Annotated in this window: 25 protein-coding genes and 1 other annotated feature; of the genes, 7 read left to right on the top strand and 18 right to left on the bottom strand. The window is 54.1% G+C overall.

Features of this window, described 5'->3' with window-relative positions; all coding sequences use genetic code 11:
* Positions 1 to 440: 440 nt before the first annotated feature.
* From hisIE to hisL, 9 genes are all read right to left on the bottom strand, one after another.
* The gene (hisIE, locus tag IP582_RS16760) at positions 441 to 1,052 is read right to left on the bottom strand and encodes a bifunctional phosphoribosyl-AMP cyclohydrolase/phosphoribosyl-ATP diphosphatase HisIE (RefSeq protein WP_193793868.1); all 612 of its coding nucleotides are present in this window, start codon (positions 1,050 to 1,052) and stop codon (positions 441 to 443) included.
* On the bottom strand, positions 1,046 to 1,822 hold the full coding sequence (gene hisF, locus IP582_RS16755; protein WP_193793867.1) for an imidazole glycerol phosphate synthase subunit HisF: 777 nt from the start codon (positions 1,820 to 1,822) through the stop codon (positions 1,046 to 1,048). The genes hisIE and hisF overlap by 7 nt, the downstream gene beginning before the upstream one ends.
* The gene (gene hisA / locus IP582_RS16750; protein ID WP_193793866.1) at positions 1,804 to 2,541 is read right to left on the bottom strand and encodes a 1-(5-phosphoribosyl)-5-[(5-phosphoribosylamino)methylideneamino]imidazole-4-carboxamide isomerase; all 738 of its coding nucleotides are present in this window, start codon (positions 2,539 to 2,541) and stop codon (positions 1,804 to 1,806) included. The genes hisF and hisA overlap by 19 nt, the downstream gene beginning before the upstream one ends.
* Entirely contained in the window at positions 2,541 to 3,131 is a 591-nt protein-coding gene (gene hisH / locus IP582_RS16745) for an imidazole glycerol phosphate synthase subunit HisH (protein WP_193793865.1), read from the bottom strand. The genes hisA and hisH overlap by 1 nt, the downstream gene beginning before the upstream one ends.
* Positions 3,131 to 4,198 carry a bifunctional histidinol-phosphatase/imidazoleglycerol-phosphate dehydratase HisB gene (hisB, locus tag IP582_RS16740; RefSeq protein WP_193793864.1) on the bottom strand — a complete coding sequence of 356 codons (1,068 nt, stop codon included), beginning with the start codon at positions 4,196 to 4,198 and terminating at the stop codon, positions 3,131 to 3,133. Before hisB ends, hisH begins: the two co-directional genes overlap by 1 nt.
* Complete coding sequence (hisC, locus tag IP582_RS16735) at positions 4,195 to 5,256, bottom strand: histidinol-phosphate transaminase (protein ID WP_041851937.1); 1,062 nt, start codon at positions 5,254 to 5,256, stop codon at positions 4,195 to 4,197. Before hisC ends, hisB begins: the two co-directional genes overlap by 4 nt.
* Positions 5,253 to 6,557 carry a histidinol dehydrogenase gene (hisD, locus tag IP582_RS16730; protein ID WP_193793863.1) on the bottom strand — a complete coding sequence of 435 codons (1,305 nt, stop codon included), beginning with the start codon at positions 6,555 to 6,557 and terminating at the stop codon, positions 5,253 to 5,255. Before hisD ends, hisC begins: the two co-directional genes overlap by 4 nt.
* 98 nt (positions 6,558 to 6,655) lie before the next feature.
* Positions 6,656 to 7,555 carry an ATP phosphoribosyltransferase gene (gene hisG / locus IP582_RS16725; RefSeq protein WP_041851935.1) on the bottom strand — a complete coding sequence of 300 codons (900 nt, stop codon included), beginning with the start codon at positions 7,553 to 7,555 and terminating at the stop codon, positions 6,656 to 6,658.
* Between the two features lie 34 nt (positions 7,556 to 7,589).
* Positions 7,590 to 7,713 (bottom strand) — a sequence feature (His leader region).
* Positions 7,689 to 7,739, bottom strand: a complete 51-nt coding sequence (hisL, locus tag IP582_RS16720) for a his operon leader peptide (protein WP_103245916.1) — start codon at positions 7,737 to 7,739, stop codon at positions 7,689 to 7,691. Its footprint overlaps the feature before it by 25 nt.
* Before the next feature lie 175 nt (positions 7,740 to 7,914).
* Here hisL and IP582_RS16715 point away from each other — a divergent pair, with 175 nt between their 5' ends.
* The 3 genes from IP582_RS16715 (at position 7,915) to IP582_RS16705 (ending at position 10,502) form a co-directional block, all read left to right on the top strand.
* Positions 7,915 to 8,739 carry an SDR family oxidoreductase gene (locus IP582_RS16715; RefSeq protein WP_071196263.1) on the top strand — a complete coding sequence of 275 codons (825 nt, stop codon included), beginning with the start codon at positions 7,915 to 7,917 and terminating at the stop codon, positions 8,737 to 8,739.
* A gap of 349 nt (positions 8,740 to 9,088) precedes the next feature.
* Positions 9,089 to 9,151, top strand: a complete 63-nt coding sequence (gene yoeI / locus IP582_RS25580) for a membrane protein YoeI (RefSeq protein WP_103245917.1) — start codon at positions 9,089 to 9,091, stop codon at positions 9,149 to 9,151.
* On the top strand, positions 9,141 to 10,502 hold the full coding sequence (locus IP582_RS16705; RefSeq protein ID WP_071196264.1) for an APC family permease: 1,362 nt from the start codon (positions 9,141 to 9,143) through the stop codon (positions 10,500 to 10,502). The genes yoeI and IP582_RS16705 overlap by 11 nt, the downstream gene beginning before the upstream one ends.
* A 59-nt stretch (positions 10,503 to 10,561) precedes the next feature.
* Here the strand turns inward: IP582_RS16705 and sbcB are convergent, their stop codons facing one another.
* Positions 10,562 to 11,986, bottom strand: coding sequence for an exodeoxyribonuclease I (sbcB, locus tag IP582_RS16700; RefSeq protein ID WP_108700993.1), 1,425 nt, complete (start codon positions 11,984 to 11,986; stop codon positions 10,562 to 10,564).
* Between the two features lie 209 nt (positions 11,987 to 12,195).
* Between sbcB and dacD the strand changes: the two genes are divergently transcribed.
* From dacD to IP582_RS16680, 4 genes are all read left to right on the top strand, one after another.
* Complete coding sequence (dacD, locus tag IP582_RS16695; RefSeq protein ID WP_193793862.1) at positions 12,196 to 13,359, top strand: serine-type D-Ala-D-Ala carboxypeptidase DacD; 1,164 nt, start codon at positions 12,196 to 12,198, stop codon at positions 13,357 to 13,359.
* A 107-nt stretch (positions 13,360 to 13,466) separates the two neighbouring features.
* Entirely contained in the window at positions 13,467 to 13,940 is a 474-nt protein-coding gene (sbmC, locus tag IP582_RS16690) for a DNA gyrase inhibitor SbmC (protein ID WP_193793861.1), read from the top strand.
* A gap of 142 nt (positions 13,941 to 14,082) precedes the next feature.
* Entirely contained in the window at positions 14,083 to 15,141 is a 1,059-nt protein-coding gene (locus IP582_RS16685; RefSeq protein WP_071196314.1) for an FUSC family protein, read from the top strand.
* Between the two features lie 162 nt (positions 15,142 to 15,303).
* Positions 15,304 to 15,639: a DUF496 family protein gene (locus IP582_RS16680; RefSeq protein WP_193793860.1), complete on the top strand. Its 336-nt coding sequence runs from the start codon at positions 15,304 to 15,306 to the stop codon at positions 15,637 to 15,639.
* Between the two features lie 26 nt (positions 15,640 to 15,665).
* Here the strand turns inward: IP582_RS16680 and IP582_RS16675 are convergent, their stop codons facing one another.
* The 8 genes from IP582_RS16675 to IP582_RS16640 are packed head-to-tail and all read right to left on the bottom strand — an operon-like array spanning position 15,666 to position 22,348.
* Complete coding sequence (locus IP582_RS16675; RefSeq protein WP_193793859.1) at positions 15,666 to 16,532, bottom strand: L-threonine kinase; 867 nt, start codon at positions 16,530 to 16,532, stop codon at positions 15,666 to 15,668.
* Positions 16,533 to 16,571: 39 nt separating this feature from the next.
* Positions 16,572 to 17,315: a uroporphyrinogen-III C-methyltransferase gene (cobA, locus tag IP582_RS16670; protein ID WP_193793858.1), complete on the bottom strand. Its 744-nt coding sequence runs from the start codon at positions 17,313 to 17,315 to the stop codon at positions 16,572 to 16,574.
* Positions 17,312 to 18,520: an acetate/propionate family kinase gene (locus IP582_RS16665; protein WP_193793857.1), complete on the bottom strand. Its 1,209-nt coding sequence runs from the start codon at positions 18,518 to 18,520 to the stop codon at positions 17,312 to 17,314. The genes cobA and IP582_RS16665 overlap by 4 nt, the downstream gene beginning before the upstream one ends.
* Positions 18,505 to 18,957, bottom strand: a complete 453-nt coding sequence (locus IP582_RS16660; RefSeq protein ID WP_193793856.1) for a EutP/PduV family microcompartment system protein — start codon at positions 18,955 to 18,957, stop codon at positions 18,505 to 18,507. The genes IP582_RS16665 and IP582_RS16660 overlap by 16 nt, the downstream gene beginning before the upstream one ends.
* 4 nt (positions 18,958 to 18,961) lie before the next feature.
* Positions 18,962 to 19,312, bottom strand: coding sequence for a propanediol utilization microcompartment protein PduU (gene pduU / locus IP582_RS16655; RefSeq protein WP_041851920.1), 351 nt, complete (start codon positions 19,310 to 19,312; stop codon positions 18,962 to 18,964).
* Positions 19,312 to 19,866 carry a propanediol utilization microcompartment protein PduT gene (gene pduT / locus IP582_RS16650; protein ID WP_041851919.1) on the bottom strand — a complete coding sequence of 185 codons (555 nt, stop codon included), beginning with the start codon at positions 19,864 to 19,866 and terminating at the stop codon, positions 19,312 to 19,314. The genes pduU and pduT overlap by 1 nt, the downstream gene beginning before the upstream one ends.
* Positions 19,867 to 19,868: 2 nt before the next feature.
* On the bottom strand, positions 19,869 to 21,200 hold the full coding sequence (locus IP582_RS16645) for a 4Fe-4S dicluster domain-containing protein (protein ID WP_193796298.1): 1,332 nt from the start codon (positions 21,198 to 21,200) through the stop codon (positions 19,869 to 19,871).
* Between the two features lie 35 nt (positions 21,201 to 21,235).
* Positions 21,236 to 22,348, bottom strand: a complete 1,113-nt coding sequence (locus IP582_RS16640; protein ID WP_193793855.1) for a 1-propanol dehydrogenase PduQ — start codon at positions 22,346 to 22,348, stop codon at positions 21,236 to 21,238.

Here is a 22,348-nt window from a genome sequence, read left to right as displayed (position 1 = left end):
GGAGTTTTAGACCCTTAAATAATATTGCTAATTCATTATTGTTGACTTTAATCATTATCAACGGATGTTGTGAATTTCGGTGAGTGTTAGAATCGTCAGATTGTTGTCCACTGAGTAATTTAGAATTCACTAATCCTACCCATGTAATTGAGCACAGAACTAAGTAAAATTTTATTTTTAGATGTTTCTGGTTGATATCGAGACAGGTGCTGTGGCGTAACCTGAGATTGTAATTAGATTCGATATTATTAAATCGACGTCTAGATTACTTTATCAGCTGATAACGCATTTTCCTTAGCTATACTTCACTTTTACCATGACCGTTCTGAAAGATAACATTTTTGTGTTGTTTACCCTATTCGAGGTCTCTAAGTAGAACAATCTGGCTGGGATATGTATGTACTGGCGACAACATAGGGCCGGACTTCCGGCCCCTGTATTTATTTGTGCCGGGCTTTGAGATTTTCGATAACAGCGGTCAGATCCAGGTTCTGATCCTGCAACAAGACCAGCAGGTGATACATCAAGTCTGACGCTTCATTGGTCAGTTCTTCGCGATCGTGAACGGTGGCTGCCAGTGCGGTCTCCACGCCTTCTTCACCCACCTTTTGCGCGATACGCTTGGTACCGCTGGCATACAGCTTAGCGGTATATGAGCTGGCCGGGTCTGCCGTTTTGCGTTCGGCGAGCAGTTGTTCCAGTTGGTAGAGGAAAAGCCACTGATGGGCATTGTCGCCAAAGCAACTGGACGTTCCCGTGTGGCAGGTCGGACCAATGGGATTCACCAGTACCAGCAGGGTATCGTTATCACAGTCCGGCGCAATGTTCACCACATTCAGAAAATGGCCAGAACTTTCGCCTTTGGTCCACAAACGTCCTTTGGTCCGCGAGAAGAAGGTGACTTTGCCACTTTCCAGCGTTTTCGCCAGCGCGTCCTTGTTCATATACCCCAGCATCAATACTTCGCCGGAGACCGCGTGTTGCACCACGGCGGGCAGCAGTCCGTCGGTTTTTTCCCAGTCCAGTTGGGCCAGTTGCAGCTCTGTTAACATACCCTTATCTCCACGCCCTGGCCTGCCAGGAACGTTTTTAACTCACCAATATTGATAATTTGTTTATGGAACACCGATGCCGCCAGCGCGCCGTCGACGTTGGCGTCGCGGAAGGCCTCAAGGAAGTGTTCCATTGTACCCGCGCCACCGGAAGCGATAAGCGGAACGTGGCAAACCTCGCGCACTTTTTTCAGTTGCTCAAGGTCATAACCGTTACGCACGCCGTCCTGGTTCATCATGTTAAGCACGATCTCGCCAGCTCCGCGTTTCTGCACTTCCTGCACCCAGTCCAGCGTCTCCCAGGTGGTCACGCGGGTGCGGCTTTCATCACCGGTATACTGATTGACGTGGTACTTGCCGGTCGACGCATCAAACCAGGTATCGATACCCACCACAATACACTGCACGCCAAAACGATCGGCGAGGCGGGTGATAAGCTCCGGATCCACCAGCGCCGGGGAGTTGATGGAAATCTTATCCGCGCCGAAAGAGAGAATTTTGTGCGCATCGTCAGCAGACTTGATCCCGCCCGCCACACAGAACGGAATGTCGATCACTTCCGCGACGCGAGAGACCCAGCTTTTATCGACCACGCGCCCGTCACTGGAGGCGGTGATATCGTAAAAAACCAGTTCGTCTGCGCCTTCTTCGGCGTAGCGTTTCGCCAGAGGCACGATGTCACCGATGATTTCGTGATTACGAAACTGAACGCCTTTCACCACCTGACCATCGCGTACGTCGAGACAAGGAATTATCCGTTTTGCCAGCATTGGATGGCCTCCGTTACAGTAAATTTACCTTCCAGCAGCGCGCGACCCACGATCACGCCTTTCACGCCTGTTCCACGCAGCGCCGCAATATCATTGATATCGCCGATACCACCGGAAGACTGAAACGCAACCTGCGGATATCGCGCGCACACTTCTTCATACAGCGACACGTTCGAACCTGCCAGCGTACCATCGCGGGAGATATCGGTGCACAGCACATGCCTGAGGCCAACCGGGAGATAGATTTCTACCAGTTCTTCCAGCGAGACGCCGGAATCTTCCTGCCAGCCGCTTACCGCTACCTGTTTATTGCCTGCGGCATCAATACGTACATCCAGCGCCAGCACCAGCGCATCGGCGCCAAAACGCTCGAACCATCCTTTAACCACCTCAGGTGATTTCACGGCTGTTGAACCAACGACCACACGGGCGACACCGGCATCAAGCAGCGCGGCGACATCCTCTTCGGTACGTACACCGCCGCCGACCTGTACCGGCACATTCACCCCGGCAACCAGTGTTTTCAGCAATGGGATCTGGCGACGCGCCGGATCTTTCGCACCGGTTAAATCCACCAGATGCAGCACTTGCGCACCCTGGGCGGCGTAATCCTGCAGGCGTGGCAACGGGTCGGTGCCGTAGTCGCGCTGCTGACCATAATCCCCCTGGTGCAGGCGCACTACCGTTCCATCAATTAAATCTAAAGCCGGAATAATCATCACATCTCCAGAAAGTTTTTCAGCAGTTGTGCACCCGCGCGCCCTGAACGTTCCGGATGGAATTGCACGCCATAGAAATTGTCTTTTTGCACCGCAGCAGTAAACGGCGTGCCGTACTGACATTGAGCGATGGTGTAAGGGTTAACCGGCATGGCGTAGCTATGGACAAAATAGAAGTGCGCGCCGTCATCTATCCCCTGAAACAGGCGATTGCCTGCTTTCGGATAGACTTGGTTCCAGCCCATGTGCGGCAGTGGTAAACCAACATCTTCCATTTTCGGCACGTCCTGGTCGATGATACCCAGTAAATCCACGCCATTATTTTCTTCGCTGAAACGTCCCAGTAACTGCATACCCAGGCAGATGCCCAGCACCGGCTGGGTGCAGGCTTTTACCAGTTCAATCAGGTCGCGTTCGCGCAATTGATCCATGGCGGCCTGCGCCGTGCCTACGCCGGGCAGAAACAGTTTGTCGGCGCGCAGCACCACGTCCGGATCGCGGCTCACCAGCGGCTCGTAGCCGTGGCGCGAAATGGCCGATTTCACAGAGTTGAGGTTAGCGCACCCGGTATCCAGGATAACGACATTCATCACAACACTCCTTTCGAGGAGGGAAGGGTATCGCCTTCGACGCGAATGGCCTGGCGCAGCGTACGACCAAAGACTTTGAACAGGCTCTCCACGCGGTGGTGATCGTTTTTCCCTTTGGTTTTCAAATGCAGCGTCACACCCATGGTGTAAGAAAGAGAACTAAAGAAGTGCTCAACCATCTCGGTGCTCAAATCGCCCACGCGCTGATAGGTAAACTCAGCTTTATATTCCAGGTGCGGACGCCCGGAAATATCCAGCGCGCAGCGTGCCAGGCATTCGTCCATCGGCAGCACAAAACCGAAACGGTTGATACCGCGCTTGTCGCCCAGCGCCAGTTTCAACGCTTCGCCTAACGCCAGGCCGGTATCTTCAACCGTATGGTGATCGTCAATGTAGAGATCGCCTTTGACGTCGATTTCCATGCGAAAGCCGCCGTGGGTGGCAATTTGATCGAGCATATGATCAAAGAAGCCCACGCCGGTGCGGATTTTGCTGCCGCCTTCGCGATCCAGCCACACTTTGACGTCAATCTGCGTCTCTTTGGTTTTGCGCTCAACGTGGGCGTAGCGATCGCGTTTGGTCAACTGCTCGCCAATGGCTGCCCAGTTCAGGGTTTCGCGGTTGTAACGCAGCCCGGCAATGCCCATGTTGGCCGCCAGTTCAATATCCGTTGCGCGATCGCCAATGACGTAGCTGTTCGCTTTATCCAGCGCTTGCTCAACCAGCCAGCGCTCAACCATTTTTACTTTCGGTTTGCGGCAATCACACTCATCGCCCGGGAAGTGCGGGCAAATCAGCACCTCTTCAAACACCACACCCTGAGAGATGAAAATTTGCATCATCAGGTTATGCGGGCCGTCAAAATCGGCCTGCGGGAAGCTGCTGGTGCCCAGACCGTCCTGATTGGTGATCATCACCAGTTTAAAACCGGCTTTTTGGAGTGCGAGCAGAACCGGAATCGCGTCCGGTTCAAAGGCCAGCTTGTCAAAACGATCGACCTGATAATCAGATGGCGGCTCGGAAATCAGGGTTCCATCACGATCAATAAAAAGGTACTTCTGGCTCATACAGACTCCGCACGTAAAGCGTCGATGACGCGCTGGCTCTCTTCGCGGGTGCCGATAGTGATACGCAGGCAGCCGCTCAAGGTCGGTTGTTTATTTTGGTCACGCAGGATAATGCCCTGATCCCACAGAGATTTAAAGACAGCGCTGGAGGCTTTGAAGCGTACCAGAATGTAGTTGGTCTCTGAATCAAACACCGTCTCCACGCAGGGAATGTCGCGAAGTGATGTTGACAGATATTCGCGCTCGGCCACGATCTGTGCGACACGCTCACGCATCGCCACAATCCCTTCCGGGCTCAGGGCCTGGGCCGCGATATCGGCCACTGGTGTAGAGAGTGGATAGGGGGCGATCACTTTCATCAGCAGGTTGATCACCTCTTCATTTGCCAGGGTGAAGCCGCAACGCAGGCCTGCCAGCGCAAAGGCTTTGGACAGCGTGCGCAGTATCACCAGGTGCGGATACTCTTCAAGCCAGCCCGCCAGCGTCGCCTGAGGGCAAAATTCAATATACGCTTCGTCGGCCACTACGAGCGCTTTGCCGCGCGTCATCTCCAGCACGGCGCGAATGTCCTGTGGATTGATGATTTGACCGGTGGGGTTGTTCGGGCTGCAGACATACACCAGTTTGACATTCTCAAGCTGGTCGGCAATGTTTTGCAGATCCAGTTGCCAGCCGTCCAGTGTCAGGGCCGTGCGGTACTCAACGCCAAAAGTTTCTGCGCTGACGCTGTACATACCGTAGGTCGGCGGGCAGAACAGAATGGCGTCTTTACCCGGTTCGCAGAACGCGCGGATAAGGAGTTCAATACCTTCATCAGCGCCGCGACTCACCAGCACTTGTTCCGGCTTAAGCCCGGCGTACTGCGCATACCCTTCGATAACCGCTTTTGGCTGGCATTCCGGGTAGCGGTTCAGCGTTTGCTGAGTGAAATTAAATTCCACTGCCGTCGGGAATTCGTTGGCGTTCAACCAGACATCGCCCTTGCCGCCAAGACGACGGGCAGACTGATACGGGGTCAGGGCACGTACGTTGGCGCGAGCCAGTTCCTCAATACTCATGCTTGCTCCTTAAGGGCGTTAACACGCAGGGTGACGGCATTTTTGTGGGCGGTGAGCAGTTCAGCGGCCGCCAGCGTTTCAATCGTAGAGGCGAGAGACGCGAAGCCTTCGCGTGATAATTCCTGGACGGTCATCCGTTTCTGGAAATCGGCCAGCCCCAGGCTGGAGCAGGTTGCGGTGTAACCGTATGTTGGCAGGACATGGTTGGTGCCGGAGGCATAATCACCGGCGGACTCGGGTGACCAGTCGCCCAAAAAGACCGAGCCGGCGCTGGTGATATCATCCACCAGGTCACGAGCGCTACGGGTCTGAATAATCAAATGCTCCGGACCATACTGGTTAGAGATTTGTACGCATTGTGCCAGATCTTTCGCCACAATCAGGCGGCTGGCGGAGAGCGCTTTACGCGCTGTTTCCGCGCGAGGCAGGTCGGCTAACTGACGTTCAACGGCATCGGCAACGGCGCGGGCCATGTCGGCATCCGGCGTCAGCAGGATCACCTGCGAGTCCGGGCCGTGCTCCGCCTGCGACAACAGATCGGAGGCGACAAAATCAGGCGTGGCGCCGCTGTCGGCAATCACCAGCACTTCTGACGGACCCGCTGGCATATCGATAGCAGCACCATCCAGACGCTGGCTTACCTGACGCTTGGCCTCGGTCACGAAGGCGTTGCCGGGTCCAAAGATTTTGTCGACTTTTGGCACTGATTCCGTGCCAAATGCCAGAGCCGCAATCGCTTGCGCGCCCCCCACTTTAAAGACTTCCTGTACACCGCAGAGTTGCGCCGCATAGAGAATTTCATCCGCAATAGGGGGAGGGGAGCAGAGCACCACTTTTTTGCAGCCTGCAATGCGTGCCGGAGTGGCCAGCATCAGTACGGTGGAAAACAGCGGCGCGGAACCGCCTGGGATATACAACCCGACGGAGGCGATAGGGCGGGTGACCTGCTGGCAACGCACGCCTGGCACTGTTTCGACATCAACCGTTTGCAGTTTCTGTGCGATGTGGAACGTGTCGATATTCTTAACCGCCACGGCCATCGCCTGCTTGATGTCGTCACCGAGACGGGCGCTGGCATCGGCAATTTCCTGCGCGGTCACTTTCAGCGCGGTAACGTCAGTTTTATCAAATTTCGCGCTGTATTCGCGCAGGGCGTTATCGCCGTTGCTTTTCACGTTGTCGAGGATCTCCACAACGGTACGGGTGATACTTTCTGAGGCGGTGATCGCCGGGCGCATCAGCAGCTCGCGTTGCTGTTCAGGGCTGCAACTGTTCCAGTCGATGATAGTGTTAAAGCTCATAATCATTTTCCTTTATAGGCAGGGTGACGCTTTCGCTTATCCGGCCTGGATGTCCAGGCCCGGCAGACATAGCGCCACCGGGCGAATCGTAAGGTGGATTACTCCATCATCTTCTCGATTGGCAGCACCAGAATAGAACTGGCACCCAGCGCTTTCAGTTTTTCCATCGTTTCCCAGAACAGGGTTTCGCTGCTCACCATATGCATGGCGACACGTTGCTGATCGCCTGCCAGCGGCAGAATGGTAGGACGTTCGGCGCCCGGCAGCAGAGAAATCACTTCATCCAGACGCTCGGTTGGCGCGTGCATCATGATGTATTTTGATTCACGCGCCTGAATCACGCCCTGAATACGGGTCAGCAATTTATCGACCAGCTCTTGTTTGCCATCCAGCAGATCGCCGTCACGTTGAATCAGGCAGGCTTTGGAGCGGTAAATCACTTCCACTTCGCGCAGACCATTCGCTTCCAGGGTGGCGCCGGTGGAAACCAGATCACAGATGGCATCCGCCAGACCGGCACGTGGGGCCACTTCAACAGAACCGTTGAGCAGGCAGGACTTGAAGGCGACACCTTTCTGGTCGAGATAGCGTTTGAGCAGGTGCGGATAAGAGGTGGCAATACGTTTGCCGTCGAGTGACGCCGGGCCTTTCCACTCTTCGTCGGCGTTGGTCGCCAGCGACAGGCGGCAACTCCCGAAATCAAGGCGGCGCAGGGTGAAATAACGCGGATCTTCCCCCTGTGCGCGGCGGGTCAGCAACTCTTCTTCCAGGACGTTTTCGCCAACAATACCCAGGTCGACCACGCCGTCCATGACCAGCCCCGGAATGTCGTCATCACGCACGCGCAGAATATCAATCGGCATATTTTCGGCCAGGGCAATCAGACGCTGTGTGTGCAGGTTGATTTTAATGCCGCAACGGGCCAGTAATTCGCGTGAGTCATCGCTCAGGCGGCCTGATTTCTGAATAGCTATGCGTAAACGGGTATTGTCTAACATTCTGTTTTCCTCATTATCCTGCTGAATTTGGTCCAAAAAAAAGCCCCCGGAAGATTATCTTCCGGGGGCTTTCTCTTGCGTTCATGCACCACTGGAAGATCCAAACGTCTTCCAGCACACATCGCCTGAAAGACTAGTCAGGATGATGGTGATGATGGTGAAGTTTAAATTGAACGCCTGTCATAAAATTCTCGATGAATGTTTATTCATTTGATGTCGTTTAACCTAAACCACTTTCACCACCAAAGGCAAGGGCTTTTTTTAATCATTAAATCATTTCATATTTGCTCTATGAATTGTCAGTTTCGTCGGGCTGGCGTAGCCTTAAAATGGAATCTGCGAAATGTCGGGAGAGACACATGAAAAAGGTCGCTATTGTCGGATTAGGATGGTTGGGCATGCCGCTGGCGCTGTCATTAACGGCGCGCGGCTGGCAGGTCACCGGCAGCAAAACCACTCAGGATGGCGTGGAGGCGGCTCGTATGTGCGGCATTGAAAGCTACGTGCTGAAACTTGAACCGGAGCTGTTCTGCGAGCCAGACGATCTGGATGCATTAATGAATGTCGACGCGCTGGTTATCACTTTGCCCGCCAGACGCAGTGGTCCTGGCGAGGCTTTCTACCTGCAGGCGATGCAGGAGATTGTTGATAGTGCGCTGGCCTATCATATTCCGCGCATCATTTTTACCAGCTCTACCTCGGTGTATGGCGACACCAGCGGCACAGTAAAAGAAAACTCACCGCGTAATCCATCAACAGCGAGCGGACGAGTCCTGAAAGAGCTTGAGGACTGGCTGCATAATTTGCCGGGGACATCGGTCGATATTCTGCGTCTGGCAGGGCTGGTAGGGCCGGCCCGCCATCCGGGGCGTTTTTTTGCCGGGAAGACGGCGCCAGACGGGCAACAGGGGGTCAACCTGGTCCATCTGGAGGATGTTATTTCCGCCATCACGTTGCTGCTTCAGGCACCGAAGGGCGGGCATATCTATAATTTATGTGCACCTGAGCACCCGGCGCGAGCGCAGTTTTACCCGGCCATGGCACGCAAGCTTGGCCTGCCTGAGCCACAATTCCTCGACTCTGCGCCCGGCGAAAAAGGGAAAGTGGTTGACGGTAACCGCATTTGCCACGAACTGGGATTTGAGTATGAATATCCGAATCCGATGACCATGCCACTGGACTGATTTTAAAAAGTTTAATGCCATAAACACGGGGGAAATCTGTCATTTCCCTGAAACAGTGCAGAAACATTTTAGCAAAAAGTGCTATTAATTTGCTCTGGTTCAAAGTGAATTATTTAAATTCAGTAAGTTAGGTGTTACCGCTTTGTGAGCGCCATTGCACAGGCTTGTCAAAACGCCTCACTTTGGTGCAAAATATGTCGCTGCAAAAAATTGAAACTAACCGACGTTAATCAGACGTCGGTTATTTTTTTGCACTTTAGAAACGTCATTCAATCCAAGAGGCCGGGCTTCGTACCGGATAGATATTTACTAAAAACCGACAGTCGTTGTCGCTGAGGAATATAAAGAAATGGGGCAATCTTTTGCTTACGCGCTGGCGTTCACCGTAAAAGGGGATAACTATGTCGCATAACGCTACTCCAAAGACCTCTCGCGTGGAATTGCGTAAAACACTTACGTTGATTCCGGTTGTTATGATGGGCCTCGCCTATATGCAGCCTATGACGCTGTTCGATACGTTTGGTATCGTCTCTGGCTTGACCGACGGCCATGTTGCAACGGCGTATGCCTTTGCGCTGGTGGCCATTCTTTTTACGGCGCTGAGCTACGGTAAACTGGTTCGCCGTTTCCCGTCTGCGGGCTCCGCATACACCTACGCCCAGAAATCCATTAGCCCGGCGGTTGGCTTTATGGTGGGGTGGTCTTCGCTGCTGGACTACCTGTTCATGCCGATGATCAACATTCTGTTGGCGAAAATCTATTTTGAAGCGCTGGTGCCTTCTATTCCATCGTGGATCTTTGTTGTCGCGCTGGTGGCCTTTATGACCATCTCTAATCTGCGCAGCATCAAGACCGTGGCCAACTTCAATACCCTGATTGTGATTCTGCAGATGGGCATTGTGGCCGTTATCGTTGGTCTGATCATTTACGGCGTCTCTCACGGTGAAGGCGCTGGTACGTTGACCAGCACGCGTCCGTTCTGGTCCGAAGGCGCACACGTGGTGCCGATGATTACCGGTGCGACTATCCTGTGTTTCTCGTTCCTCGGCTTCGACGGTATCTCTTCTCTGTCAGAAGAGACCAAAGATGCAGAGCGCGTGATTCCGAAGGCTATCTTCCTGACGGCGTTGATTGGCGGCCTGGTATTTATCGTTGCCTCTTACTTCCTGCAACTGTACTTCCCGGATATCTCTCGCTTTAAAGATCCGGATGCGTCTCAGCCGGAAATCATGCTGTATGTGGCGGGTAAAACCTTCCAGTGGGGCGTGCTGATTTTCTCCAGCGTGACCGTTCTGGCTTCTGGTATGGCGGCACATGCGGGCGTTTCGCGTCTGATGTACGTGATGGGCCGTGATGGCGTCTTCCCGACCCGTTTCTTTGGTTATGTACACCCGAAATGGCGTACTCCGGCATGGAACGTCCTGCTGGTTGGCGCGATTGCGTTGCTGGCGATTAAATTCGACCTGGTGACGGCGACAGCGTTGATTAACTTCGGCGCACTGGTGGCGTTTACCTTCGTTAACCTGTCAGTGATTTCGCAGTTTTGGATCCGTGAAAAGCGTAACAAGACGCTGAAAGATCACTTCAACTATCTGGTACTGCCGGTCTGTGGCGCGCTGACCGTAGGCGCACTGTGGATTAACCTGGAGCAGAGCTCAATGATTCTGGGCCTGATCTGGGGGGGTATCGGTCTGGTCTATCTGGCCTGCGTGACGAAAAGTTTCCGCAACCCGGTGCCACAGTACGAAGATATCGCGCAGTAATGACTGAATAAAAAAACCGGAGGCCATGGCCTCCGTTTTTTTTGCCTGCACTCTGGCGGCTACACAATCTCCTGGGCGTACTGCCAGAGCGATTTCAGCAGTGTCAGCTTCGCTTTATCGTCGGCGTACTGCTGGGACAGCATCTGTAGCTCATCGGCATAAGCCTGCAAAAACTCAGGCGTAAACACCTGACGGCGATGCTCCAGCCAGCGCTGTTGTTCGTCATAATCGAGCGTTCCGGGGAAGTTACGCGCCCGGTAGTTAAACAGCAGTTTCTCGATTCGCTTATCGACAAAGGTGATATCCAGCGCCGGGAGATTACGTGGCTCGGTTTCCAGCAGAATGTTCATTGCCGCACGGTCTGCATCGCTGAAAAAACCGTTATAAAGTTGTGTATCCACATTCTCAGAGGGTACAAACGGCTCGGCTTCGGCAAAGATAGCCAGTACTTTTTCGCGTACCTGCGGGTTATTGCGCAGAACGTTCAGGTTATCCAGACACTGTTTGCGGTCAATCCCCAGCCGTTCAGCATCCTCAGGACGCAGCGTTTTCGCCTGTGCCAGGATAGGGCATTTATTCAGATGTACCAGCTTCACCGGCACGGCAGCATTGTCACCTAACTCGGCTTTTGCGGTATACAAGCGCTCGCGCAGCGCGTCAGCATCCAGTTCCAGCAACGGCGACATATCGCCCGCGAGGTCCACCATGATCACGGCATTGCGGTTTTCCGGGTGCCAGGCCAGCGGAGCAACCCAACTGGTATTGCCGCGCCAGGCGCCAAACATGCCGGAAACATGGACCAGCGGCGTCATCTGCGGAACATCAATCAGGGCCGCCAGTTTATGCTTATTACGGTGGCTCAGCAGATAATCAAACAGCCTCGGCTGGTGGGTTTTCACCAGTTGCGCCATGGCGATGGTGGCGTAAACGTCGGCCATTGCATCGTGGGCATTGCTGTGTTCAATACCGTTCGCTTTTGTCAGATGCTCAAGGCGGAAACTCGGCAGCCCATCGTCATTCTCCGGCCAGTTGATGCCGTCCGGGCGCAGGGCATAGCAGGCACGCATCACATCCAACAAATCCCAGCGCGAGTTGTTGTTTTGCCAGCTCCAGGCATAGGGATCGTAAAAGTTGCGATAGAAGATATTCCGCGTCACTTCGTCATCGAAGCGGACATTGTTATAGCCGAGTACGCAGGTTTTGGGGACGGTGAACAAGTCATGGATGCGGCGGGCAAAGTCAGCTTCATTGACGCCATTCGCTCTGGCGTGCTGTGGCGTAATGCCGGTAATCAGCACTGCCTCTGGCTGAGGCAAATAGTCATCTGCCGGTTTACAGTAAAAGACTTCCGGCTCGCCAATGATGTTGAAATCGGCGTCGGTACGAATCGCAGCAAACTGTGCGGGGCGATCCAGCGAGGGGCTGGTACCGAACGTTTCGTAGTCATGGAAAAGAAATGTGGGCGTTGCCGTTGAATCAGACACCTGAGCTCATCCTGTTGATCAATAACCTGCCTATGGTAAACCATTGCGTCGCATCTTCCGAAGGAAAACGCATTGCGGAGCGTCATTCGGAGCAAGAGCCGGGACGTAAAAAAATGACTTTCGTCACATTTATTTGCAATTTGTCCCAGTATCGACATATTAAGTTGCGTAAAAAGAACGGCTAATTTCACGTAAATGAGGATATTTCTTTGAAATGCCGTTTGTTTTTTGCCTTCTCCCTTTTGTCCGCGACAATCCATTGCGCGTTGGCAGATGATATGCCGATTTCTCCTCAGCCGCCGGAAATTCAGGCGGGCTCATGGGTCTTAATGGATTACACCACCGGGCAGATCCTCACTGCAGGCAATGAACATCAGCAGCGTAATCCGGCCAGCCTGACCAAGCTGATGACTGGCTATGTTGTGGATCGCGCCATCGACAGCCACCGTATCAGCGCCAGCGATGTGGTAACGGTAGGTAAGGATGCCTGGGCGCGAGGAAATCCGGTCTTTGACGGCTCTTCATTAATGTTCCTGAAAGCCGGGGATCGCGTTACGGTGCGCGACCTGAGCCGTGGACTGATTGTCGATTCTGGCAACGATGCCTGCGTCGCGCTGGCCGATTATGTAGCGGGAAGCCAGCCGCAGTTTGTCAGCATGATGAACGATTATGTGCAAAAGCTAAATTTGCGTGATACCCATTTTGAAACGGTACATGGCCTGGACGCGCCCGGCCAGCACAGTTCGGCATATGATCTGGCGGTGCTTTCCCGTGCCATTATCAGTGGTGAGCCGGATTTTTATCATATGTACAGTGAGAAAAGCCTGACCTGGAACGGTATCACCCAGCAGAACCGTAATGGGCTGCTGTGGGATTCATCATTGAATGTTGATGGCCTGAAAACCGGGCATACCTCGGGTGCCGGTTTTAACCTGATAGCATCAAGCGTTGATGGGCAGCGTCGCCTGATTGCGGTTGTGATGGGGGCGGAAAGCCCGAAAGGCCGTGAAGACCAGGCGCGGAAGTTGCTGCACTGGGGCCAGCAAAATTTTGATACCGTGCAGATTCTGCAAAAAGGTAAAAAAGTTGGCAGCGAGCGTATCTGGTATGGCGATAAGGAACAGATGACGGTCGGTACCGACCAGGACCTTTGGCTGGCGCTACCGAAAGCGGAACTCCCGAATATCAAAGCACGCTATGTCATAGACGCTAAAGATCTCGAAGCCCCGCTTGCCGCTCATCAGCGCGTGGGCGAAATCCAGCTTTACGATCGTGACAAAGTGGTGGCGCACTTGCCGCTGGTAACGCTGGACAATGTCGGTAAAGGTGGTTTGTTCTCGCGGTTGAGCGACTATCTGCACCATAAAGACTGATGCGGACTGGCTGCGACGCGAGTCTGCTCACATAATTGATCTGTTATGAGTGCCCGGTTTCGATGATTTCACTACACTGTACAAATACACAGTGAAGGGAGGGTAACATGGCATACACCGTAAGACAGGTTGATAAGCGCACTATCGCCGGGTTTCATCTGGTTGGCCCCTGGGATGTCACCGTTAAGAAAGGGTTCGAGCAGTTAGCGATGTGGGTTAATGGTAAACAGATTCAGACTCAGGAATGGATCACGGTTTACTATGACAATCCCGATGAAGTTCCCGCGGAAAAGTTGCGTGCTGATGTGGTTGTTTCGGTTCCGGCGGATTTCGTCATTCCTGAAAACAGTGAAGGGGTGATGCGTACTGAGATTCCGCCAGGCCTGAACGCAGTGGCACGTGCTCGCGTCTATAACGAAGAGTTCGAACAGGCGTGGGATGCTTTTTTTGATGAATTGATGGCAGACGAGCAGTATCAGATTGCTTTACGCCCCTGTTTTGAAATCTATCTGAATTCAGCGCAGGAGGATGGCTACTGGGAAATCGATATGTACATTCCCGTAGAACCAAAAGTGCTCTGATCGTAAACGTTAAAAGGGTTCACTGTTCAATCTGTACACACGGATTTTAAGCAGTGAACCCTTTTTTGTTCTAAACAGTGACCTTTGCCGCAGAAAGATCGCTACAATTGCGCCTTCGTTGTTTTTTGACTGGAGAGCGGGTGTGCGTCCCGACAAATCACTCAGTCCTTTTGAGATCCGTCTTTACCGACATTATCGCGTGGTTCACGGCGTACGTATTGCGCTGGCTTTTATCCTGACCTTTTTGTTGGTTCGTCTGCTCAATGTACCCGAGGGTACCTGGCCACTCATCACCCTGGTGGTGATCATGGGGCCGATTTCGTTCTGGGGAAATGTGGTTCCCAGGGCATTTGAGCGCATTGGTGGCACAATCTGTGGTTCTGCGTTGGGGCTTGTCGCACTTAAGCTTGAGCTGATCTCCCTTCCGCTGATGGTGATGTGGTGTGCGGGAGCCATGTTCCTCTGTGGCTGGCTGGCGCTGGGTAAAAAGCCATATCAGGCATTGCTTATCGGTATCACGCTGTCGGTGGTGGTTGGCGCGCCGGCCGGGGATATGAATACGGCGTTGTGGCGAAGTGGCGACGTCATTTTTGGCTCATTACTGGCAATGCTCTTCACCGGTATCTGGCCGCAGCGAGCCTTCCTGCACTGGCGTATCCAAATGGCGAACTACGTTACCGCCTTTAACCGGGTCTATCAGGCCGGTTTTTCGCGTAACCTCGTTGAGCGCCCGCGGCTGGAAAGGCATCTGCAAAAAATACTCAATGATGTGGTGAAAATGCGTGGACTGATTACACCCGCCAGTAAAGAGACGCATATCCAGAAAGCCATTTTTGAAGCGATTCAGACTGTAAGCCGCAATATGGTGTGTGTACTGGAACTGCAAATGAATGCGCACTGGGCTTCCCGCGCCAGCCACTTCGTTATGCTCAACGCCAGTACGTTGCGTGAAACGCAGCAAATGACGCAGCAGACGCTGTTGACCATCGCCCATGCGCTCTATGAAGGAAATCCGCAACCGATTCTGGCCAATACGGAAAAACTGACTGACATTGTGACGGAATTGCGCGACCTGCTCCGCGATCATCAGGGCGATGCGTTGGCGGAGAATTCGATTCACGGCTATGTGTGGCTGAGCATGGAACTGGCGCGGCAACTCGAGTTGATGTCACATTTAATATGTCGGGCGCTGCGCAAATAAGCTTCACACAATTCGGAAAAACAGTCAGGCTGTTTCGATTCAGCCCAATTTGGGGTTATGATAGAGAAAAGGATAAAATCATTGTCATCAGCAACGGCTAAAAGTAAGGTCTTAGGCGGTTGCTTTAACGAATCCGAATCTCACATTAGCAGGGGTATCAAAATGGAAACAAGTAAGCCTTCATTCCAGGACGTTCTGGAGTTTGTTCGTCTGTTCCGTCGTAAGAATAAACTGCAGCGCGAAATCCAGGATGTTGAGAAAAAGATCCGTGATAACCAGAAACGTGTACTGCTGCTGGACAACCTGAGCGACTATATCAAGCCGGGTATGAGCGTTGAAGCTATCCAGGGTATTATCGCCAGCATGAAAAGCGATTACGAAGACCGCGTTGATGATTACATCATCAAAAACGCCGAGATCTCCAAAGAACGCCGTGAGATCTCCAAGAAACTGAAAACAATGGGTGAGCAGAAACCCGTTGAGCCAAAAGAAGACTAATCACTCTGACGGTGAGAGGGCCTCTCTCACCGTTCTCTTACCCCGCCTTCCACCATGCGCAACAGATGTTGTTGCGGCCAGTGCTGTTGCAATGCAGGTTTACTCAGTAACGCGCGCACTTTCGCCAGATCATGACGTTGTCTGTCCAGAAATAAGCCCACAACACTACCGCTATGGGCGACATTCAGCCCGTACAAATCGCACTGTTCCACTATCCCCATCAGTGAATTAAAACCCGGTTTAGGTAGCAGCGTCTGGCTTGCCATGGCACTTTGCGATGCCGCCTCGCCCAGTAGTGCCGGATCGTTTGTCAGGCAGGCGCGCTGCACTTTACGCCAGGCGCTGTCGAGAGCATCGGCGTTGGCCATCAGCGCGGCCCGCCGGGGCTGGCGATGATAATCTTCTGTGCGAAGCGTTAACGGGCTTTCCAGTAATAAGACATCGAGAGTGGGAACACGCTCACAGGAGATCCGTGTTTGTGCGGTGTTGTGATCAAATAACGTCAACGAGCGAAAAACGGTGCTGTCGGTGGGTTCCAGCGCGACGCAAAGCTGAGAGAGGGTGACGTCATCAAGCGTAAACCCAAGATGACGTGATGTGGCAACCGCTGTGGCCGCGATATCTGCGGTACTGCTCGCCATCCCTTTGGCGACGGGAATGGTTGAGCGGCAGTCAATGCGGATTTCATCACTTAATGCAGCAGGTAGCTGCCAGTGTGCCAGCACCTGTTTTACCATCGCTCGTACCAGGGGGCGTTCAGCAGGCACAGGCGTACCGGCTGTGACTTCAACCTCGCTATACCAGTCGACCGGGCAGGAAACCAGCTTTTCACTGCCCAGGATCCATCCCTGAATGATTTCGCCGCAGGATGCGGGACACTGTGCCAGCGCCAAGTTCAACCTCTCATTGTGGTGCCTAACGTCAGGATAGTGTCATGCCGATCCGCTGAAGGCCAGAATTTCGCGTAACGACACCACGCCGCCAATCACGATCAGCGCGGGGGCGTGAAACCCGGCGGCTTCGCTCTCTTGTGCCAGCGCAGACAGCGGTGCACAGAGAACTTTCTGTTCCGGTGTGCTGGCACGCATCACCACGGCTGCAGGTGTATCGGCTGGTTTACCTGCACTCATCAAAGCGGCACAGATGGTCTGTATCTGCGACATCCCCATCAGGATCACCAGCGTCCCCGGCAGGACCGCAAGTTTACCCCAGTCCTGGGGTTCTTTACCGTCCTGTAAATGGCCGGTCACAACATGAAAACTGGAGGCAAAATCGCGGTGCGTGACCGGGATACCCGCTGCTGCAAGCCCGCCAATCGCGGAGGTGATACCTGGTACCACCTCGCACTCGATACCACACTCCCGTAGTGCTTGCATCTCTTCGCTCCCGCGACCAAAAACAAAGGGATCACCGCCTTTTAAGCGCACAACCCTGAGGCCTCTGCTGGCGCAATCAATCAGGATTTGGTTGATTTGTGGCTGCGGGATAGGGTGTCGATTCGCCTCTTTGCCCACATCGTGCAACTCACAACCAGCCGGGGCTTCCTGTAACAGAAGCGGATTAACCAGCCTGTCGAAAACAACGGCCCCGGCTTCACGCAGGCAGTTTAATCCTTTTACGGTCAGCAGACCTGGGTCGCCCGGGCCTGCGCCCACCAGCCAGACTTTACCTGTCATGCTTCTGCCTCCGCATATTCCGGCAGCCCGATGCGCATTACGTCACGGGCAATCATCAGTTCTTCATTGGTATTGATCACGGCGACTTTCACCACAGAATGGTCAGTCTGGATAAACGTGGCATTGCGGTCGTTTTTCCCGGCGTCAATGTCCAGCCCCAGGAAATGCAGGTTGCGACAGATGGCCGCTCTGGCTCGTGCGGAGTTTTCACCAATGCCGCCGGTAAATAACAGAACATCCAGCCCACCCAATTGCATTACATAGCTGCCGATAGTGGCGCGGATACGTTCGGCAAAAAGAGTGAGCGCCAGTGTTGCGCGCGCGTTGCCGGCATTCGATGCTTGTTCGACATCGCGAAAATCGTTCGATACGCCAGAGACCCCTAGCAGCCCCGATTCGTTATTTAGCAGAGCGTTAAGCTGTTGCGGCGACTTGTCTTCTTTTAACGCAATCCAGGGCAAAATAGAGGGGTCGATATCCCCGCTGCGGGTACCCATCATTACCCCCGACTGCGGTGTGAACCCCATAGAGGTGTTGACGGATCGCCCACCTTTAATAGCGCACAGGCTGCTGCCATTGCCTAAATGGCAGGAGATAACCCGCAATGCGCTTAATGGAACGCCCAGTTTTTCGGCTAATTGCTGGCTGACAAATTTATGGCTGGTGCCATGGAACCCGTAACGGCGAATCCCAAGTTCCGCGTAATAGCGCCAGGGCAGAGGGTAGATGAAAGCGCTTTGTTCCAGTGTTTGATGAAATGAAGTATCAAACACGGCAACCGCCGGGGCATGTGGCAGCGCCTGGCGAAAAATGCGAATGCCCGCTGCGTTGACCGGGTTGTGTAATGGTGCCAGTTCCGCAAGGCGTTCGATTTCTGCCAGTGCGTCATGGGTAATCAACGCCGAGTCTTTAAACGTTTCTCCACCATGTGCGACACGATGCCCCACGCCGTCTATTGCCGATAAGGAGGAGATAATGTTATGTGAAAGCAATTTTTCCAGCAGTAATTCCGCCGCCTCTTTGTGGTCGGCAATGGCACGTGTCTCCTGCCATTTTTGTTCCCCCTGCTTGAGGGTGAAAATGGCATCGGACAGCCCGATACGTTCGATCAGACCCTGACAGAGAAGCGTGCCAGCAGGCATAATAAGAAGCTGAAATTTAAGCGAAGAACTACCGGCGTTAATTGCCATTATTGTTCGGGACATGCGTGCTCCTGGGGTTGAAGAAAAGCGATGACCTCAGCGACACCCTGACCGGTTTGCGCGCTGGTGATAAAAAGATGCTCTGCACCTGACTGCCGTAACCACTCGCCGATTTGCGTGATCTTGTGTTCTGCGACAAGGTCGGCTTTGGTGATGATGCCAATCGTCTGGCGGTTCATTGGCAAGGTAAATCCGGGTGAAAATGGGCACCATTCGGCGTCGGCATTCAGTACCAGCGCCAGCACATCGGCTTCGCAGGCGCTGGTGAGTAAGGCGCTGTAGAGGCATCGGTTTTCGAGGTACTCCCCCGGCGTATCGATGGTCTCAGGTGACCAGACAATGGCCTGCGTTTTTTGATAGCGCATTGCCTCACCGCGTAAGCGTTGTGTCAGCGATGTCTTACCGCACTGGCTTGGGCCAATTAACATCATTCGTTTCATCGCGTCAGGTCCTTGTGACCTGGCAGGTCGTAAAATGCAGCATTTCGCCGAGTGAACGCGTTACCTGACGTAGTGCATACTCCACCGAGGAAACATCCCCCGTGAGGACCACGGCACCTGTGAAACGATCGATAAAACCGATCTCAACTGCCCCGGATTTGGTCGCGATATCGCAGGCGATGATTGAGGCCTCGCTGGGGGTAATCGTCAGAATGCCAATGGCAGAAGCCGTCTCGCTTAAGCCCAGCTTTTTGTAGAGATCTTTGCCTGGATTGGCGATCAAATGGGCCAGTGTGACCTGTTTACCGGGCACATACTCCTGAATCATGCGTTCAGTGCTGCGTTGTGTCTCCATTACCCCTCCACAATCTGTCGCCACATGGCTTCATGGGGACGCGGGATCACTGAGCGGTACACCAGCAGACCTTTTTCGCCAGCACTTTCACTGGCAACGGCGACGGCATTTTCCACATCCGAAATATCACCGGTCACGACCATGTAGCATTTGCCACCAATGCCGAACGCCATATGAACGCGTACCAGGGTGACATTCGACGCCTTCACAGCACGGTCGGCCGCGCTCACGCAGGCGGCTACACTCCAGGTTTCAACGATACCCACTGCCTGACGTTGCTCGACGGCATTGAGACCGCTAATCGCAGGCAGCACGCTGGCATGAATATTGGGAAGGACCAGGCTGTCGACCAGCATCTCTCCGGCCTGGCTGTCGCCCGTGGCAATGGCCTGCTGGACTGCGCCAACATCGCCTCCCACCATAACCAAAAATTTACCGGGGCAAAGCGTCTTACTGACCAGAAGCGTCACATTGGCGCTTTTGAGCATGGCATCACCCAGTTCCATGCCTTTGGCGATGCTGGTTAATTCAAGTATTCCAATAGCCTGTGACATGGTTATCCTCGTACAACCGTAATGGCTTTATCTGTGACCGACGCAATAACGCCATCGATACTGGCATGAAGGGGAACGCCCGGCATGCCTTCGGGGATATTGGCAATGCGCTGCCCCCGGATGACGACATCGCCTTCTTTTACGCAAGGAATCGCTGGCGCACCAATATGCTGGCGCAGCGGCAATACGACCTGTGAAGGGGTAATGACATGCTCTTCCAGCGGCGCATCCTGATACCAGTCGCGCAGGCCAAGCCTGGCCACCAGGCGCTTGACAGGGATCAGGCGATAGCGCGCCATCTCATCAGCCTCGCGAAGCGGCCCCTCATAGCGTGCGCCGCTGGCGCGTAAATGAACTTTAAGGAGACGGTTTACCCGCATCGGTGAGATGCCTACCGGGCAGGCGACGCTTTCACAGACGTTGCATTCAGAACAGGTCAGGGCACTGAGCAGCGTTTGCGGCGTAGCGACGTCCTGATAATTGACGGCCCGCACCAGAAGATGAGGCGAGAGTTCGTGGCCAATTAAATGCCGGGGGCAGAGATCGGTACATAACCGGCACTGCTCGCAGACGGTACGGGCGATGGTTAGCACGGTGCGGTCATCCTGCAGACGGCGCTGAATCAGCGAGTGTGATTTCGGCAGTACCAGCAGGCCACCCGTGGTTTTTGTCACCGGCACATCCAGTGATGGCAGCAGGCCGCCCATCATTGGGCCACCGTTAATAAAACCGGGCTCCTCTACCGTGGCGCCACCCGCCATTTCCAGCACTTCCCGTAACGACATACCCAGCGGGACCGTTACAGTCAGGGGATGACGTACCGCGCCGTTTACCGTCAGGGTTCTGCGGGTCACGGGATATTGCTGTTCCACCGCGCGTGCAATATTGAGAACGGTCTGCACGTTATTGACGACAACCCCCACGCTGACCGGCAGCGCGGCAGGCGGTACACGACGCCCTGTCGCCATCCAGATAGTGATAACTTCGTCTCCGGCGGGGTAGACGTCAGGCAGAATATGCAGACGAATCTGCGCAGGTAGCAGTGGGGTAAGTGCGGCAATGGCGGCGCGATATTTTTCTTTGAGCGCAATAATGCCCTCTGTCGCGCCCGTTGCCGTCATGCCATAAAGCACGCCACGCACCAGTCGTGCCGCCTGTTGCGCCATCAACTGCTGATCGACTTTCAACATCGGTTCGCATTCGGCGGCATTAACCAGAAAAATCTCGACCTGTGCCTGCAGTTTTACATGGGTTGGAAACCCGGCGCCGCCAGCGCCAACGACGCCCGCTTCGTGTACGCGCTGGCGAATGGTCTCTGCCGTTGCCGGAGTCAATTCGCCCCAGGGGGACGGGAGAAGGGCCGCTTCACTCACAGCAATTCCTCCAGAAGATGTCGAATGTCATTGCCATCGGCAGGGCGAGGCGTGGTTTTCAGCGTGACATCCGCCAGTGCAGCCTGAACCATGGCGGGGATCCGCTCGCGGAATTTATCTTTGTCTGCTTTTAGCGCGGCCGAGAGCGTCGGCATCTCACACTGCTGACGAAGCTGCTCAATCTGGCGAATCAGTGAATGAATGGCGACCAACTCATTCGCACCGGTCGGGCAAAAATGGCAGGCTTTAGCCAGCCGGGCATAACGCTTCGCCGCACGTTTATCACTGGCATTAAAGCGAATGACCGCCCCCAGCAGCAGCGCATTAGCTAACCCATGCGGCAGGTGAAATTGCCCGCCCAACTGATGTGCGATGGCGTGATTAATACCTAACCCCGCCTGGCTGAACGCCATCCCTGCGAGGGTCGCAGCGTTGTGCATTTTGCCACGCGTCGCCAGGCAGTCGCCTTTACGTACCGCCGTTGGCAGGTACTGGAACACTAACTGTGCTGCTTTCTCTGCCAGCGCATCGGTAAAATCGCTGGCCCGAGGCGACACATAGGCTTCAAGGGCGTGGGTCAGCACATCCATGCCGGTATTCGCCGTAATAGCAGGCGGGACGCTAACGACAAGCGTCGGGTCCAGGATCGCGATATCGGGATAGAGCGCATTATCGAACAACGGATATTTGATGCCTTTTTCGGGATCGCTTATCACGCAGGCGCTGGTCACCTCCGAGCCAGTGCCGCTGGTGGTCGGAATCGCGACACAGGTTTCGATATTGACGCCCTGTTGTTTGCTGAACCAGACGATCGCTTTCGCCGCATCCAGCGCGGAGCCGCCACCGAAACCAATAACCACCTGCGGCTGGAGTGAATGCATCTGTGTAACGCCTTCCACAACCGTGGCGATGGTCGGATCAGGTGTAATGTCGCTAAAGACGCTGATGCGGTTATCTGCCGGGATTGCCTTGCGCAGCCGTTCTATAAGCGGAGAGCTGGCAAGAAAACCGTCGCAGATAACCCATATGTGCTTGTTACGAAAGCGTTTAAGCACCTCAAGGCTTCCCGCTCCGCTGTAGAGTCGCGTTTGTAGCGAAAATCTCTTCAT

Origin of the sequence: Citrobacter sp. BDA59-3, from assembly GCF_015167655.1 — a bacterium.
Classification (GTDB): domain Bacteria; phylum Pseudomonadota; class Gammaproteobacteria; order Enterobacterales; family Enterobacteriaceae; genus Phytobacter; species Phytobacter diazotrophicus.
The sequence above is the reverse complement of the archived record's forward strand: the minus strand, read 5'-3'. Positions and strand labels throughout refer to the sequence as shown.